The organism is Methylobacterium frigidaeris (assembly GCF_022179185.1).
Classification (GTDB): Bacteria; Pseudomonadota; Alphaproteobacteria; order Rhizobiales; family Beijerinckiaceae; genus Methylobacterium; species Methylobacterium frigidaeris.
This window is the reverse complement of the sequence record NZ_BPQJ01000007.1, coordinates 172989-186468: the sequence shown is the minus strand read 5'-3', so window position 1 is coordinate 186468 and position 13480 is coordinate 172989. Positions and strand designations below refer to the sequence as shown.

The window sequence follows — 13480 nt, the reverse complement described above, 5'->3', positions numbered from 1 at the left end:
TGAGAGGAGACGCAGCGTCGTGGCGCGACCGTTCGGCCGCGCCGGTTCAGCGAGACACGGGGGGCCGGGAGCGGGAGCCTGCTTGGCTCCCGCCCGCGGATGCCGGGTTCCGACGGACCGAAGCCGTCGGGTCGGTCGTCCTGTCAGTCGTCTTGGAGCAGGCGCGGGCCGACCACGCGCTTGACCTCGGCGGCGTCCAGCGCCTCCGGAGGCAGCGGTCCCGCGCTCTTCGAGAGCAGGCGCACATAGGCGTCTTCTCCCGGACGCACCACCGTGTTGACGAAGCCGGGCGTCGTGGTGGTGACGCGGGAATCGCCCCGCCAGACGGTCTCGGAGCGCGACGGGCCGCGGTACTGGTTCCGCTCGGTGGTGTCGCGGGAATCCGTGATGAGGAAGTGCGTGCGGCCATTGGCGAGGGTGATCTCCGCCGCCTTCATCATCACGAAGTCCTGCACCCGGCCCTTGCTGGTGAAGCCGTTGCCCCTCGCCTCGATGCGGTAGAGGTCCGGCGTCACCGCCTCGGCCCGCACCCCGCCGGTGAGGCCGATGCCGGTGCTGTTGCTCTTGTAGGAGGTCTGGCAGGCGCCGGTCGCCAGGGCGGCGAGGAGCGCCGCGCCCGCCGCCGCGCAGCGCATGATGGTCGAGGACATCGGGACGGCCTCCGTCAGCTCTGCGGCGCGGCGCGGCGGCGGCGAGCCGGCAGCGGCGAGGAGAACGGGACCATGCGGCCGATGACCGGGTTCGGCGTGTGGTCGTAGGCGGTGCCGTGATAAGCATCGACGCCCGCGCCGATGAGGCCGCCGGCGACGAGATTGCCGGCCATGCTGGCGCCGCCCGTCCCGCTCAGCTTCGTGGTGACCGGCACCTGCACGTCGGCGTGGCCGGGCAGCGAGAAGGTCGTGACGAATTCCTGCTTGCGCGGGATCTCGAGGGTGCAGGGCGTGACCGGGCATCCCGTCCCGAACGAGGTGCGCATCGCGGCGCCGGGTGGTTCGGACAGGAAGGTGACCTGCTCGGTCGTGCCGCGGGTCACGGTCCCGCAGGCGGTCAGGGCGAGGAAGCTCAGGCTGGCGGCAATGATGCGCATTACGTCGGGCTCGCGCGGAGGGCCGACCGGCGGCCGCGTCCATTGGCAAGAGGGCGGTTGATCTTGATCAGGATCCCCTGCCATTCGCGATAAGCTTGACCGTGGGGATCGTCCCGTTTGTTTCCCAACCGAATCCGGTTGTCCAGGGCAGCCGCGCCGTTTGAGACGTAGAGTTCCGACAAGTGAGACGGACGATCGGATCGTCGCCGATGACGTTCCAGGGATGATCGTCGGTTCCTGCTGCGTCAGCAACGGCAGGTTTTCATGCCTGTCCGGCCGCAACCAAACAGGTTATGTCCTGAGGCCCGGGAAGGACGAGCCGAGGGTCGCCAGGGGGCTGCCTGTCCCTGCGCCGGTTCCCGATGCGTGCCGGTTTGAGACGCCCGGACAAGCTTTAGAGACGCTGGGCATGAAGGTGTCCACTCTTGTCTCGGTCGAGTCTGTTACTCTGACGCGGGGCGTCTACGCGCCGACAAGCAGTTTTGCCATGAGTCAGCCGAACATCGAACGGTTGCCATCTACGGGAGGGGAGCGCCGGATCACCGTCCTTGCGGGGCGCTCCATCTCCCTGGTGCTGGCCGTCGCCCTCGCCGTGGCCATCGCCCTCGTGGCCGCCGTTCCGCTCGTCGAGGCGCTCTGAGCAGAGTGCATCGCGCGACTCTGCTCGGGTTCTTGTTTGCCATCATCCTCACAGGCGACCGCCGCGGCACTGGCCGCCCGCGGCCGGCGGAATGATGCCCGGCCCGCGACTGGTTCGGCCGTCAGGCCGCGGGCGGCCCGCCGAGCTTGATGCCGGCGCGGCGAAACAGCGTCAGCCAGACCGTGTTCAGCTCGCTGCGCGTCGCGTCGCTCGCTGCGAGATCGACGAGGAAGCAGCGTACCTCGTATTCGAGGCCGTGCTCGCCGATCCGCATCAGGAGGGGGGTCGGGGCCGGGTGAGCCGCGACGTTGGGATGGTGGCTTGCGACCTTCAGCAGGATCTCGTGCAGCACCTCGATGTCGGTCTCCTTGTCGAGGATCAGCGGCACGCGCAGGCGCTGGGTGTCGTCCGTGAGGGTCTTGTTGCGGACGATCGAGGTGATGAGGTCGGTGTTGGGCACCACGAGGTCGGTGCGGTCGCCGGTGGCGATCAGGGTGGATCGCACGCTGATCTTCTTCACCCGGCCCTCCTCGCCCTTCACGGTGACGAGGTCGCCGACCCGGATCGGCCGTTCGGCGAGCACGATGAGCCCCGAGACGAAGTTCGACACGATGCTCTGCAGGCCGAAGCCGATGCCGACCGAGAGGGCGCCGGCGATCACCGTGAGGCTCTGCGGGTTCACCCCGAGCTGACCGAGCGCCACCACGAGCGTCAGGGCGAGGCCGCCATAGCCCACCACCGTGATGACCGAGTAGCGCGCCCCGGCATCGAGCCTCGTATGGGGCAGGAAGCGCCGGTCGAGCCAGCCGGTGGCGAAGCGGGTCGCCAGCAGGCCCACCGCGAAGGCGAAGAGCGCGAGGCCGGCGGCCCCCAGCCAGCCGCGCAGATCCGCCACGGTGGTGCCGAGGAACGCGTCCTGGAACGGGTTCAGCTCGCCATAGGCGAGGTTCCACGGGCCGATGACCACGAACACCATCGCGCCGACGACGAGGGCGTGCAGCGCGCCCGAGGTCACGATGGAGGCCAGCGCCAGCGTCTCGGGCCGGAGCGTGAAGGTGCGGCACAACCGCGACAGCCGGGGCGAGCGGGCGACGTCCTCGGACCCGACCGAGAGCGCGTCGACGCAGATCAGCACGATCCAGCCCAACGCCACCAGCACGCCGGTGACGATGAGGCGCCCGACCAGGAAGGCGCCGAGCGCCGTGAGGCCGAGGAGCACGCAGGCGAAGGCGGCGGCCGTCACCGCCCAGGCGAGCGGCGCCAGGCCGCCGAGGACACCGACGGGAGAGGCCGCCGGCATCGCCGCCACGGCCTCCTCGTCCGGGGGCTCGGCATGGGCGAGCCGCACGAGCGCGCCGGCGAGGAGCGCGCAACAGGCGAGCACCGTGAGGATCGTCGTGGCTTCGCCGATCACCCCCCGGAACTGCGCCATGACGGTGAACTCGGAAAAGACGAGGTTCGCCGCGTAGATCAGCAGCATCGCCGTGCCGGTGCGATGGATGGTCCGGGCCGCCGGATCGCCGACGGCGAGGAGCCGCACCGCGGGATCGCGCGGCGCCACCATCGCCCGGAGGATGCCGGTGCCGAGCAGCACGCCGGCGATCGCGGCCAAGAAGCGGACGAACAGGGAATCGAGGCTGCCGGGCGAGAGGTCGGTCTCCTCGTTGAGCAGGAGCAGGATGGCGATCGCCAGCGGGAGCGGCGCCACCATCACGCCGAGATCGATCAGGGCGTGGATCGCGGCCGCCCGCCGCGGGCCGATACCGGCCCGCTCGCAGAGCCGGCGCCAGCTGCGCGCCAGGCGGCGGCCGACCGCGCGGAAGACCCAGGACAGGCCGAGCCCCAGGATCAGGATCACGGCGAGGCCGAGGAAATCCTCGTCCCAGGCGTTCTCTGCCGCCTTCGTGCCGAGGGCCGCCATCCTCTCGCCGACCTGTGGCACCGCCCGGTCGAGGAGCTCGCTCCAGAAGGAAGGGGTGAGCGGGCTCGGGCTCGGGGCGAGGAGGCGCCGGGCGAACAGCGACCGGCGCGCCTCGGTCACGCGGTTCAGGAGTTCCTCGGCAGCGCGCAGGCTCTGCCCGTCCTGCCGCAGCCGGGTCTCGACCTGCGCCAGCTCGGCCTCGACCTGCCGCTTCTCGACGCCGGCGGCCTCCGGCACGGTGGCGCGCCCGATCTCGGCGAGCTGCGCCTGGAGGCGGGCACGGGCCGCTTCGGTGTCCCGCCGCAGCGCCTTGGCCTCGGTGATCAGGACCTCGGTCCGGTCGCGGATGCCGAGCAGGCCCTTGAAGTCGCCCTGCAACCGCTCCGCCTCGGCCCGGGCCGCTGCGATGCCGGCATTCAGCTCGGTGCGGCGCGCGTCGTCCGTCTGCGCCGCGGCTGGCCGAGTCGGCCCGAGCAGGAAGCCCAGCGCGAGCAGGACGGTCAGGACGCCGAGAACGGCGCCGCGGAGGAGGGCGGAAGCGGGGATGGGCATGGGGGGACAGCTCGGGACGCCGCGCCTTTGCGAAGCTTGGCCGCAGGCTGCCTAGCACGTCCTAACCGGTCGGCAAGTGACGATCGGCAAGTGATTGCAAGTGATCGGTGATGGAATCAGCTGTGGGTCGAAGTCCGTCCCGAGTGGAAGCGGTGTGGCGGCGAGGGGCGTGGCGCCGCGGGCGCAGCCCGTCCTCACCCGCCGTCGGTCGGGCGCGTCGCGATCCAGACCACGTGCGGGGTCCGCCCGGGGCGCTCGGAGCGGATGCGGTGCTCCGCGACCGTGAAGCCGGTGCGCTGCAGGCGGGCCTTGAACTTCCGGTCCGGGCAGCCGGACCAGATCCCGAGCAGGCCGCCTGGACGCAGGGCCCAGCGCGCCCGCTTCAAACCCCAGGAATCGTAGAGCCGGTCATTGGCCCGGCTGACCAGGCCGCGCGGGCCGTTATCGACGTCGAGGAGGATCGCGTCCCAGGCCTGCGGCCCGGACTGGATCACCCGGTTGACGTCGCCTTCGCGAATCTCCACCCGCTTGTCGTCGAGGCAGCCGCCGAAAATGGGGGCGAGGGGGCCGCGGGCCCAGGTCAGGACCGCCGGCACCAGCTCGGCGACGACTATCTTGGCGTCGGGCCCGAGTTCGGCCAGGGCCGCCCGCAGGGTGAAGCCCATGCCGAGCCCGCCGATCAGCACCCGCGGCGCCGGATAGCGGCGCAAGGCCGCGCAGGCGAGGGCCGCGAGCTCCCGCTCCGAGCCGCTGCGATGGCTGCCCATCAGCTCCATGCCCTCGACCACGATCAGGAACTCGTCGTCGCGCCGTACCAGCCGCAAGGCGCCGCCCCCGCCGGGGATCGGGCCGGTATCGAGTTCGGTCCAGGCCGCCAGCGCCGCGCCGGGCACGGGGGAACGCCGCATCGGTCTCGTCTCCGCCGCCGGGGGAGGGGCGGGCGCCTCGTATCGTGGTCCCGCTCATAGGGGGTGCCGGTTGAAGATTCACTTTCCGGGACGACGTCACTTCTCCTGCGCACCCTCGTCGCCCGAGGGTTCGGAGAGCGGCAGCCGCAGGAGGACGGCCTTGCGGATCGTGTCGGCGTAGCGGCGATACTCGGCCGCGCGCTCCTCGTACATCGCGCTGACGGCCGTCCGTCCAGCCTCCCGCCCCTCCCGCGCCATGCGCCGGACGAGTTCCGCGCGCTCCTCGATGATGCGCAGGGCCACCCGCATGGCCTCGTCGACGGCGTTCTCCTGCTCCTTCGCCACCGCCTCGGCAGACAAGGCATGGCCGACCTGGCAGCGGAACCGCAGCGGCTTGCCGTCGCGCACCTGCGAGAGGACGCCGCCGCATTGTGGGCAGGTGATCGGTGAGGGGTCGGCGATGCGGCGCAGCACGTCGCTGTCGACCCGCTCGCCCGCCGCGATGTCGACCTCCAGGCGCAGTTCGGGCGAGACCGGCAGGCGCGGCCCGGCGGCATCGCGCACGAGGTCCGACAAGACGTCGCCGATCCGCGCCGCCGGCAGTGTCAGGTCGACCTCCAGGGCCGCGAGGGCGCTGCGCGGCATCTCGTCCGCCAGCGCGTCGGCGGGATCCTGCACCAGCGTGATCCCGCCGCAGCTCTTGATCGCTTCGAGGCCCGAGGCGCCGTCGTTCAGGAGACCGCTCAGCAGGATACCGATCACCCGAGGGCCGTAGGCGGCGGCGGCCGAGCGGAACAGCGGATCGATGGAGGGCCGCGCCATGTTCTCGCGCGGGCCGCGCCCGAGCCGGATCCGGCCCTCCGCCAGGATGAGGTGGTGGTCCGGCACGCCGAGAGTGACGGTGCCGGGCTGGATCGCCATGCCGTCGGTCGCCGCGCGAACCGGCAGATGGGTCGCTGCCGCGGTCACGGTCGCCAGCACGCCGAGGCTGCGGGCGGGAATGTGCAGCACGACGAAGATTGCCGCCGGCAGGTCCGGTGCCAGGGCGCCGAGGATCGCCCTCAGAGGCGTGGTCGCCCCTGAGGAGCCGCCGATGACGACGATGTCGCGGTTGGCCATGGTCGCCTGCTCCCGGCGCGCCGAAGGCTCATCCAAGGGCTCATGCGCGAAGGGCTAACGCACTAGGTCTCGGGACGGTGCATATGCCGGCCAGCCTCCCGCCCCGCGCGCCCTCGACGCTGCCGAGGTCCCGCGCGTCAATCGCCCACCAGGGCGAGATCGTCCCGGTGCACCATGGCGGCCCGGCCCGGATAGCCCAGCACCGCCTCGATCTCCCGGCTCGACCGCCCGAGGATGCGGCCGGCATCCTCGCTGTCATAGGCCACGAGGCCGCGGCCGAGCACCTGACCGTCGCCGGCCCGGATCGTCACCGCGTCGCCGCGGCTGAAGCTGCCCTCGACCCGCTTCACGCCGACCGGCAGGAGGCTCGCCCCGCCCTGGAGCGCGCGCGCTGCGCCGGCATCGATCGTCAGGGTGCCGCGCGGCTCGAGCGAACCGGCGATCCAGGTCTTGCGGGCCGCCCCCGGTGTCGAGCCTGCGAGGAACCACGAGCAGCGCGCCCCGCCCGTCACCGCCTTGAGCGGGTTCTTCGGCCGGCCGTCGGCGATCATCATGTGGGTGCCGCCCGAGATCGCGATCTTGGCCGCCTCCACCTTGGTGCGCATGCCGCCGCGGGACAGTTCCGAGGCCGGTCCGCCCGCCATGGCGTCGATCTCCGGGGTGATCCGGGCGATCACCGGCAGGTGCTCGGCCTTCGGGTCGCTCGCCGGCGGGGCGGTGTAGAGCCCGTCGATGTCGGAGAACAGCACCAGGAGGTCGGCGCCGATCATCGTGGCGACCCGGGCGGCGAGGCGATCGTTGTCGCCGTAGCGGATCTCCGACGTCGCCACCGTGTCGTTCTCGTTGACGACCGGGACGGCACGCTCCTCCAGGAGCTTCAGGGTGGTGGCGCGCGCGTTGAGGTAGCGCCGGCGCTCCTCGGTGTCCTGCGGCGTCACCAGGATCTGGCCGGCGACGATGCCGTGATGGGCCAAGGCCTCCGACCAGTGGCGGGCGAGCGCGATCTGCCCCACCGCCGCCGCGGCCTGGCTCTCCTCGAGCCGCAGGGGACCCGGGCTGAAATTGAGCACCGTGCGCCCCAGCGCGATCGATCCGGAGGAGACCACCAGCACGTCGACGCCCCGGCCATGCAGGTCGGCGATGTCTTCGGCGAGCGCCGCGAGCCAGGCATGCCGCAGCCGCCCCCGCCCCCGGTCGACGAGGAGCGCCGAGCCGACCTTCAGGACGACGCGGCGGAACTGGTCGAGGGTGGGAGTCACGGCCGCACGCTCACGGCGGGCACGAGGTCCGTCATGCTGAAATCGGTTCCTTTGAACAGTAGAGGAAGCTCGTCGCGCTTGGCGATGGCGGAAGACAGGCCGTCACCAAGATTCAAGGATGCGGGATGCTCGCGACCTTTGCCGTAAAGGTCGAATGCCCGTTGCGCGATAAAGGCCTGAGCTGCCGTAAACGGCAGGAGCGTGAGATTTGAGAGACTCATAAGTTCGCGGAGGATGCCTGTCGCATCGGGTTCGCCGCGGCGTTCGACGGCGATATGCGCCTCCAGGGCTGTCGGTGTGCCCAGGACGCAGTCTTCTCGTGTTCGAGCGGCGAGAAAGGTTTGGGCCTCTGGCTCGCCGAAGGCGATGGCGAGCAGCGCCGACGTATCGACCGCGATCATCGCGGCAGGCCGGACTCGTCGTAAAGATCGCTGTGATCGGAGTTCGTCCCCGGCGGCAGCTTGGCCCTGACAGCCGCGCCGCGCGCCACAATATCGGCGATGACGGCTTCTCGATCGCCCAGGGTTTGCCACGAAGCGATCAAGGGGCGCGTCGCCGCTGGCGCCTTGTCATAGGCGCGCAGCGCTTGCGCCACGGCATCGTCCGGGGTCGTCCCAAGACGCTCCGCGAGGCGCCGGGCCAGCCGCAGAGGCTCGTCGCTGTCGATGATCAGAGGCTCGGCCATGTGGCATTTCCCGACTGCACGCAGACTACCGCACGACGCGCGGCAACCTCAAGGCTGCCAGGCCACCCGCTCCGCCGGCGCCTCGGCCGCCGCCTCGTCCATGCGGGCCATCAGGGTGCGCAGGGCTTCCGTGACGCCCTGCCGCGTCGCAGAGGACAGGACCAGGGGCTTCCGGCCGGTCTCCGCCTCCAGCCGCTCGACCTGGAGCGCCAGGGTCTCGGGGTCGAGGGCGTCGGCCTTCGAGAGGGCGACCACCTCGGGCTTGTCCTCCAGGCCGTGGCCGTAGGCTTCGAGTTCGGTACGCACCAGCCGGTAGGCGGCCCCGGCATCCTCGCTCGTACCCTCGACGAGGTGGAGCAGCACCCGGCAGCGCTCGACATGGGCCAGGAACTTGTCACCGAGGCCCACACCTTCATGCGCGCCCTCGATCAGCCCCGGGATGTCGGCGAGCACGAATTCGCGGGTATCGACCCGCACCACGCCCAGGCCCGGATGCAGGGTGGTGAAGGGGTAGTCGGCGATCTTCGGCTTCGCCGCGGTGACGGCGGCGAGGAAGGTCGACTTGCCGGCATTCGGCAGCCCGACGAGGCCGGCATCGGCGATGAGCTTGAGGCGCAGCCAGAGCCAGTGCTCCTCGCCCTCGAGCCCCGGATTGGCGTGTTTCGGGGCGCGGTTGGTCGAGGTGGTGAAGTAGGCGTTGCCGAAGCCGCCATTGCCCCCTTTGGCAAGCCGCACCCGCTGGCCGACCGTGGTCATGTCGGCGATCAGGGTCTCGCGGTCCTCGGACAGGATCTCGGTGCCGGCCGGCACCTTCAAGACCACGTCCTCGCCCTTGCCACCGGCGCGGTTGCGGCCCGAGCCGTGTTCGCCTTTGCGCGCCTTGAAATGCTGCTGGTAGCGGTAGTCGATCAGGGTGTTCAGCCCCTCGACGCACTCGACCCAGACGTCGCCGCCCCGGCCGCCATCGCCGCCGTCGGGACCCCCGAACTCGATGAACTTCTCCCGCCGGAACGAGACGCAGCCGGCGCCGCCGTCTCCCGAGCGGACGTAGACCTTGGCCTCGTCGAGGAACTTCACGGGATCACTCCAGAATGGGTTCACGGCGGTCGGGGAGGAGCCCCGGCCGCCGTGGTTCTATCAGATCAGGCGCCGGGCCGGCATTCCGGCCGGTCATGACGCTCGAAGACGAGGCCCGCGGCGTGCCAGGTCTTCAGGCTGTCCCAGGCCCGCCGGTCGAGCCGGAAACGGTCGACCGGGAAGACGCCGCCCCGGGCGGGGAAGGCCTGGAGCCCGGAGCCGACCGAGGCGAAGCCGCACTTCTCCAGCACCCGCCGCGAAGCCGGGTTGACCACCCGGGCGCAAGCAGCGAGCTCGCTCCCCTCCGTATAGGCGAAGAAGGCGTCGATCATCGCCCGCGCGGCTTCCGTGGCCAGGCCCTGGCCCCAGTGCGGTGTGCCGAGCCAGTAGCCGAGATGCGGGGCACCGCCCTCCGGACCGGGCTCGATGCTCACCACGCCGATCGCCTGGGTCGGGTGGCGCCGCGGCGTGATCGCCATGATCAGCGCCCGTCCATCCGCATTGGCCTGCCGCGATTCGAGGATGAAGTTATCCACGGATGGCGGATCGAGCGGATGCGGAATGCGGGCGGTCATCCCGGCTACGGCTTTCTCACCGGCGAAGCGGACGAGGGCTTGCGCGTCGGCCTGGCGGGCCCAGCGCAGCCACAGCCTCCGGGTCTCGAGCCGGAAGACATCGTCGCGGGTGAGGTCGGGAAACATCGCCTGACTCCGATCCGAACCCAGAGCCTCCCGCTCGGGCGCGGTTACGAGAACGACGAAGGGGAAGGTGGTGCCCCACCTTCCCCTCGTGATCTCGCTCGGAGCTCGGCCGTTTCAGGGCCTAAGATGAGCAGGAGTCGCCGGGTCGGTGTGGGGACACCGGCGGAGCTCCCTCGTCACTGGCTCCGTCGGGTTACTCTGCGGCCTCCAGGGCCGGGGCGGCGTCGTTGGCGACGACCGTTACGAAGGCGCGGCCTCGTTTGGTAATAAATTGCACCTTGCCGTCGGTAAGGGCGAAGAGGGTGTGGTCGGTGCCCATGCCGACATTGACGCCGGGATGCCACTTGGTGCCGCGCTGACGCACGATGATGTTGCCGGCGACGACAGCCTCGCTGCCGAACTTCTTCACGCCGAGACGACGACCAGCCGAATCGCGACCGTTGCGGGACGAACCGCCTGCCTTCTTGTGAGCCATGGGGCTAACTCCTGAATTCTGGGAAAGGGCTCGCGGCCAGCTTTACGCGGCGCTGATGCCCGTGACGCGGACCACGGTGAGGTCCTGGCGATGACCGCGCTTGCGGCGCGAGTTCTGGCGGCGGCGCTTCTTGAAGGCGATGACCTTCGGGCCGCGGGTCTGCTCGACGATCTCGCCGGCGACGCTGACGCCCGAGACGAGCGGGGCACCGACCTGGGTCGTGCCGGAGCCGTCGGTGAACAGCAGCACCTCGCCGAAGGTGACGGCAGCGCCGGCCTCGCCCTCGAGCTTCTCGATCGTGATGACGTCGTTGGCGGCGACGCGGTACTGCTTGCCGCCGGTCTTGATCACTGCGAACATCGTTCTCGTCCGTGTTCCATCCGGCCTCCGGCGCCTCGCCGGGGTCGTCTTTTTGACAGTTGACGTCCGGGTGCCTGAGCAGGCCGCCGCGAACGCGACGGCGCGCGGGCCTTGCGGTCCGCGCGCCAGACCGTACCGTTACGGGTGCGGGCGCCGTCTGTCAACGCCGCGCCCGCCGGGATTTGCCACCCCGCCTTGATTTCATGGCGGCCTTCGCCGAAGACCGCCCGGTCGAAGGGCCGCCGATCACCTGTTGGGAGGGGCCGACGCCGACGAGCGGGAGACCACGATGGAAGAGCTTGTTGCCCGGGTGACGCAGGCCACGGGACTCGACGCGACCACGGCCCAGAAGGCGATCGGGCTCATCCTGGCCTTCCTGCAGAAGGAGGGCCCGCCCCAGGAGGTCGGCCAGCTCATCGCGGCCATGCCGGGCGCCGAGACGGCGATCGCCCAGTCCGGTGACGGCGGCCCCGGCGAGGGCGGCGGCGGCCTGATGGGCATGCTCGGCGGCATGATGGGCGGCGGCGTGATGGCGCTCGGCCAGAAGCTGATGTCCGCCGGCGTGCCGATGGGCCAGATGCAGCCGCTGGGCCGCGAATTGTTCGCCTATGGCCGCGAGAAGGCCGGCGAGGACGTGATGGGCCCGATCGTCGGCTCGATCCCGGGCCTGAGCCAGTTCGTCTGACGAGACGGATCGCGGCGCTCGGCAGTCGGGCGCCGCGGACGTGAATCCCTAACGGCCGGATTGGTTCGCGTCCGGCGCGAAGCGCAGGCGTTGCCCGTCGACGTCGAGATCGGGCAGGCCGGGCGGGATCGGAACCGCCCGGCCTGCGCGGATCCCTGCCAGGATCGATTGGGCGATCGCCCGGCCGAACGGCCACGACAGCGTTCCGGCCTTGCGCCAGACCCCGCGATCGTCGCGCCGGTACACGGCGGCTTCCGTGGCGAAGACGCCACCGCTCCCCGGCAAATCCGGCAGCTCCCGGAAGGCCAGCACCTCCGGCGTACCGTCACCGTCGAGGTCGATCACCAGCAGGATGCAGCGGGCGGCGGAGTACAGGCAGGAGGCAGGCTCCCGCGCAAGCGGCTCGCGCGGCCAGGACTGCTCCCGAAACCCGGTGGGCAGCGACGCGCCCGGCGGCGCGATCGTGGCGCCCGCGAAGGGGCGGCCCCCCGGCGGGAGGTTGATCCCCCGGTTTCGTGCCTCGCGGGCTCGATCGGCAACCGCCGCATCGCCCGAGGCGGCGAGCTGCGCCAGCGCCTCCCGGCCGTAGCGGGCAAAGCGGAAGCGGAGCGCCGTGAAGTCGACGCTCTCCGGTGCCACCCGGCCGCTCTCCAGGCGCGCGATCTGGTCCGCGGTCGAGAGCCGGGCCGGATCGGCGACCGGCGAGAGCAGGAGCAGCAGCGCCAGCACGGTCGCGACCGCGCCGACCAGGTTGGTGGTGCCGAGTGCGCTCATCCAGGGTCGCGCCCGGAGCCCGGCCCACGCGTAGCCGACGGCGTAGACTGCGGCGACCGCGCAGGCGGCGAGGCCCCAGACCCGGACCGGCGTCAGGCCGTGCTGCGCGATGCGCAGGGTGAGGGCCGTGAGCGCGAGGCCGACGAGGGGCGCCAGGAGCAGGCCGGCCAGCCGCACCGTGGCCCGCAGCAGGGGCGAGCGGGCCTCCGGCATCGTGCCGTCGCCATAGGCGGCGTTGACGATCAGGATCAGCAGCGCGGTGCTGGCCAGCAGCAGGGCGGCGGCGTGGCGCGTCGCCCAGAGCGGCTCCAGCCCGGTGAACGGCAGCGCGCACAGGAAGGCCGCGAGGAGGCCGGTCGCCAGGACCGCGAGCACGGCTGCGAGCACCGTCGCGACCGACAGCCGGGCCGCGAGCGATCCGGATCGGACATCCGTCGCGTGCACGGCTCCGGCGAAGGCGAGGCCGAGGACCGGCATCACCACCACCGGGGCGGTCAGCGTCTCGGCCACCCCGGCGAGCCTGAGGGCGTCGAACAGCGCCGCGCTGAGGCCGAGCACGCCCCAGACCGCCGCCGCGAAGCCGACGCCTGTGCCGATCTGGAACGCGTGCCGCCAGGCGCCACCGACATAGGCGGCGTAGGGTGGGCGCCAGCGCCGCGCCGCGTCGGCCGGCTCGATCAGGTGATGGAGGATGTAGACGACCGCGAAGGCGGCCGGGATCAGGAGCGGGCCGAGCTCCCCGTCGGGCGCCACGCCGTCGGCCGGTGGTCCCGCCCGCCACAGGTCGTACGCGACGAGGAGCACCAGCAGGGTGCAGGCGGCCCCCAGCCAGGCGAGCACGGTGCCGCGACGCAGGCGACCGACGCCGAGGATCGGGACCAGCGGTGCGATCAGCAGGAGCGGCAGCGCGTAGGCCATCACCTCACGATGCGGGCCGACGCCCCAGATCGCCTCCGCCTTCGCGAAGAAGAACCACAGGGTGAGCCCCTGCGCGCAGCCGATGGCGAGCCGGACAGCCCCGATCCGTCGCCGGGCCGGGCTCGGGGACGGGCGCTCCACACCGGCTCCCGGCTGCGGCGTTGCCGGATTCTCGACGCTCAACTCACATCTCCGGCTGACGATCGAGCCGGGACCCGGCGGCGCGGACGTCGCCCGCACCAGGAGCCGGTGCGGCCTTGGCGGTCCCATCGTCCCGGCGCCGACGGCCTAGCCTGCATCTGCCCATGCCGCAAGGTGA

General features: G+C 71.5%; 15 protein-coding genes. 2 read left to right on the top strand and 13 right to left on the bottom strand.

Annotated features, from left to right (window positions below; translation table 11 throughout):
• Window positions 1-143 precede the first annotated feature (143 nt).
• Window positions 144-650, bottom strand: a complete 507-nt coding sequence (locus MFF64_RS10120; RefSeq protein WP_238190635.1) for a CC0125/CC1285 family lipoprotein — start codon at window positions 648-650, stop codon at window positions 144-146.
• A 14-nt stretch (window positions 651-664) separates the two neighbouring features.
• Window positions 665-1087: a translation initiation factor 2 gene (locus MFF64_RS10115; RefSeq protein WP_238190633.1), complete on the bottom strand. Its 423-nt coding sequence runs from the start codon at window positions 1085-1087 to the stop codon at window positions 665-667.
• Window positions 1088-1496: 409 nt separating this feature from the next.
• Here MFF64_RS10115 and MFF64_RS10110 point away from each other — a divergent pair, with 409 nt between their 5' ends.
• Window positions 1497-1727: a hypothetical protein gene (locus MFF64_RS10110; protein ID WP_238190631.1), complete on the top strand. Its 231-nt coding sequence runs from the start codon at window positions 1497-1499 to the stop codon at window positions 1725-1727.
• 121 nt (window positions 1728-1848) lie between these two features.
• Here MFF64_RS10110 and MFF64_RS10105 read toward each other — a convergent pair whose 3' ends face one another.
• From MFF64_RS10105 to rplU, 10 genes are all read right to left on the bottom strand, one after another.
• Window positions 1849-4200 carry a DUF3772 domain-containing protein gene (locus MFF64_RS10105; protein ID WP_238190629.1) on the bottom strand — a complete coding sequence of 784 codons (2352 nt, stop codon included), beginning with the start codon at window positions 4198-4200 and terminating at the stop codon, window positions 1849-1851.
• A 194-nt stretch (window positions 4201-4394) separates the two neighbouring features.
• On the bottom strand, window positions 4395-5078 hold the full coding sequence (locus MFF64_RS10100) for a spermidine synthase (RefSeq protein WP_438823062.1): 684 nt from the start codon (window positions 5076-5078) through the stop codon (window positions 4395-4397).
• A 126-nt stretch (window positions 5079-5204) separates the two neighbouring features.
• Window positions 5205-6227: a chemotaxis protein CheB gene (locus MFF64_RS10095; protein ID WP_238190625.1), complete on the bottom strand. Its 1023-nt coding sequence runs from the start codon at window positions 6225-6227 to the stop codon at window positions 5205-5207.
• 137 nt (window positions 6228-6364) lie between these two features.
• Window positions 6365-7486 (bottom strand): glutamate 5-kinase, encoded by a 1122-nt coding sequence (proB, locus tag MFF64_RS10090; protein ID WP_238190623.1) that lies wholly within the window; start codon window positions 7484-7486, stop codon window positions 6365-6367.
• Window positions 7483-7887: a type II toxin-antitoxin system VapC family toxin gene (locus MFF64_RS10085; RefSeq protein WP_099903419.1), complete on the bottom strand. Its 405-nt coding sequence runs from the start codon at window positions 7885-7887 to the stop codon at window positions 7483-7485. Before MFF64_RS10085 ends, proB begins: the two co-directional genes overlap by 4 nt.
• Complete coding sequence (locus MFF64_RS10080; protein WP_099903421.1) at window positions 7884-8171, bottom strand: type II toxin-antitoxin system VapB family antitoxin; 288 nt, start codon at window positions 8169-8171, stop codon at window positions 7884-7886. The genes MFF64_RS10085 and MFF64_RS10080 overlap by 4 nt, the downstream gene beginning before the upstream one ends.
• 48 nt (window positions 8172-8219) lie before the next feature.
• On the bottom strand, window positions 8220-9248 hold the full coding sequence (gene obgE / locus MFF64_RS10075; protein WP_099903423.1) for a GTPase ObgE: 1029 nt from the start codon (window positions 9246-9248) through the stop codon (window positions 8220-8222).
• A gap of 65 nt (window positions 9249-9313) precedes the next feature.
• Entirely contained in the window at window positions 9314-9949 is a 636-nt protein-coding gene (locus MFF64_RS10070; RefSeq protein WP_099903425.1) for a GNAT family N-acetyltransferase, read from the bottom strand.
• 193 nt (window positions 9950-10142) lie between these two features.
• A complete protein-coding gene (gene rpmA / locus MFF64_RS10065) occupies window positions 10143-10424 on the bottom strand; it encodes a 50S ribosomal protein L27 (RefSeq protein WP_099903427.1) in 282 nt (93 codons plus the stop codon).
• 42 nt (window positions 10425-10466) lie between these two features.
• Complete coding sequence (gene rplU / locus MFF64_RS10060) at window positions 10467-10784, bottom strand: 50S ribosomal protein L21 (RefSeq protein ID WP_099903429.1); 318 nt, start codon at window positions 10782-10784, stop codon at window positions 10467-10469.
• 289 nt (window positions 10785-11073) lie between these two features.
• Here rplU and MFF64_RS10055 point away from each other — a divergent pair, with 289 nt between their 5' ends.
• Window positions 11074-11469 carry a DUF2267 domain-containing protein gene (locus tag MFF64_RS10055; protein ID WP_099901857.1) on the top strand — a complete coding sequence of 132 codons (396 nt, stop codon included), beginning with the start codon at window positions 11074-11076 and terminating at the stop codon, window positions 11467-11469.
• Between the two features lie 48 nt (window positions 11470-11517).
• Here MFF64_RS10055 and MFF64_RS10050 read toward each other — a convergent pair whose 3' ends face one another.
• The gene (locus tag MFF64_RS10050) at window positions 11518-13344 is read right to left on the bottom strand and encodes a DUF4153 domain-containing protein (protein ID WP_238190621.1); all 1827 of its coding nucleotides are present in this window, start codon (window positions 13342-13344) and stop codon (window positions 11518-11520) included.
• Window positions 13345-13480: the final 136 nt, after the last annotated feature.

What these genes read in the sequence shown, in the direction of transcription:
- MFF64_RS10120 (WP_238190635.1), bottom strand. Translation starts at nt 650, where the DNA reads ATGTCCTCGACCATCATGCGCTGCGCGGCGGCGGGCGCGGCGCTCCTC.
- MFF64_RS10115 (WP_238190633.1), bottom strand. Translation starts at nt 1,087, where the DNA reads ATGCGCATCATTGCCGCCAGCCTGAGCTTCCTCGCCCTGACCGCCTGC.
- MFF64_RS10110 (WP_238190631.1), top strand. Translation starts at nt 1,497, where the DNA reads ATGAAGGTGTCCACTCTTGTCTCGGTCGAGTCTGTTACTCTGACGCGG.
- MFF64_RS10105 (WP_238190629.1), bottom strand. Translation starts at nt 4,200, where the DNA reads ATGCCCATCCCCGCTTCCGCCCTCCTCCGCGGCGCCGTTCTCGGCGTC.
- MFF64_RS10095 (WP_238190625.1), bottom strand. Translation starts at nt 6,227, where the DNA reads ATGGCCAACCGCGACATCGTCGTCATCGGCGGCTCCTCAGGGGCGACC.
- MFF64_RS10085 (WP_099903419.1), bottom strand. Translation starts at nt 7,887, where the DNA reads ATGATCGCGGTCGATACGTCGGCGCTGCTCGCCATCGCCTTCGGCGAG.
- MFF64_RS10080 (WP_099903421.1), bottom strand. Translation starts at nt 8,171, where the DNA reads ATGGCCGAGCCTCTGATCATCGACAGCGACGAGCCTCTGCGGCTGGCC.
- MFF64_RS10070 (WP_099903425.1), bottom strand. Translation starts at nt 9,949, where the DNA reads ATGTTTCCCGACCTCACCCGCGACGATGTCTTCCGGCTCGAGACCCGG.
- rpmA (WP_099903427.1), bottom strand. Translation starts at nt 10,424, where the DNA reads ATGGCTCACAAGAAGGCAGGCGGTTCGTCCCGCAACGGTCGCGATTCG.
- rplU (WP_099903429.1), bottom strand. Translation starts at nt 10,784, where the DNA reads ATGTTCGCAGTGATCAAGACCGGCGGCAAGCAGTACCGCGTCGCCGCC.
- MFF64_RS10055 (WP_099901857.1), top strand. Translation starts at nt 11,074, where the DNA reads ATGGAAGAGCTTGTTGCCCGGGTGACGCAGGCCACGGGACTCGACGCG.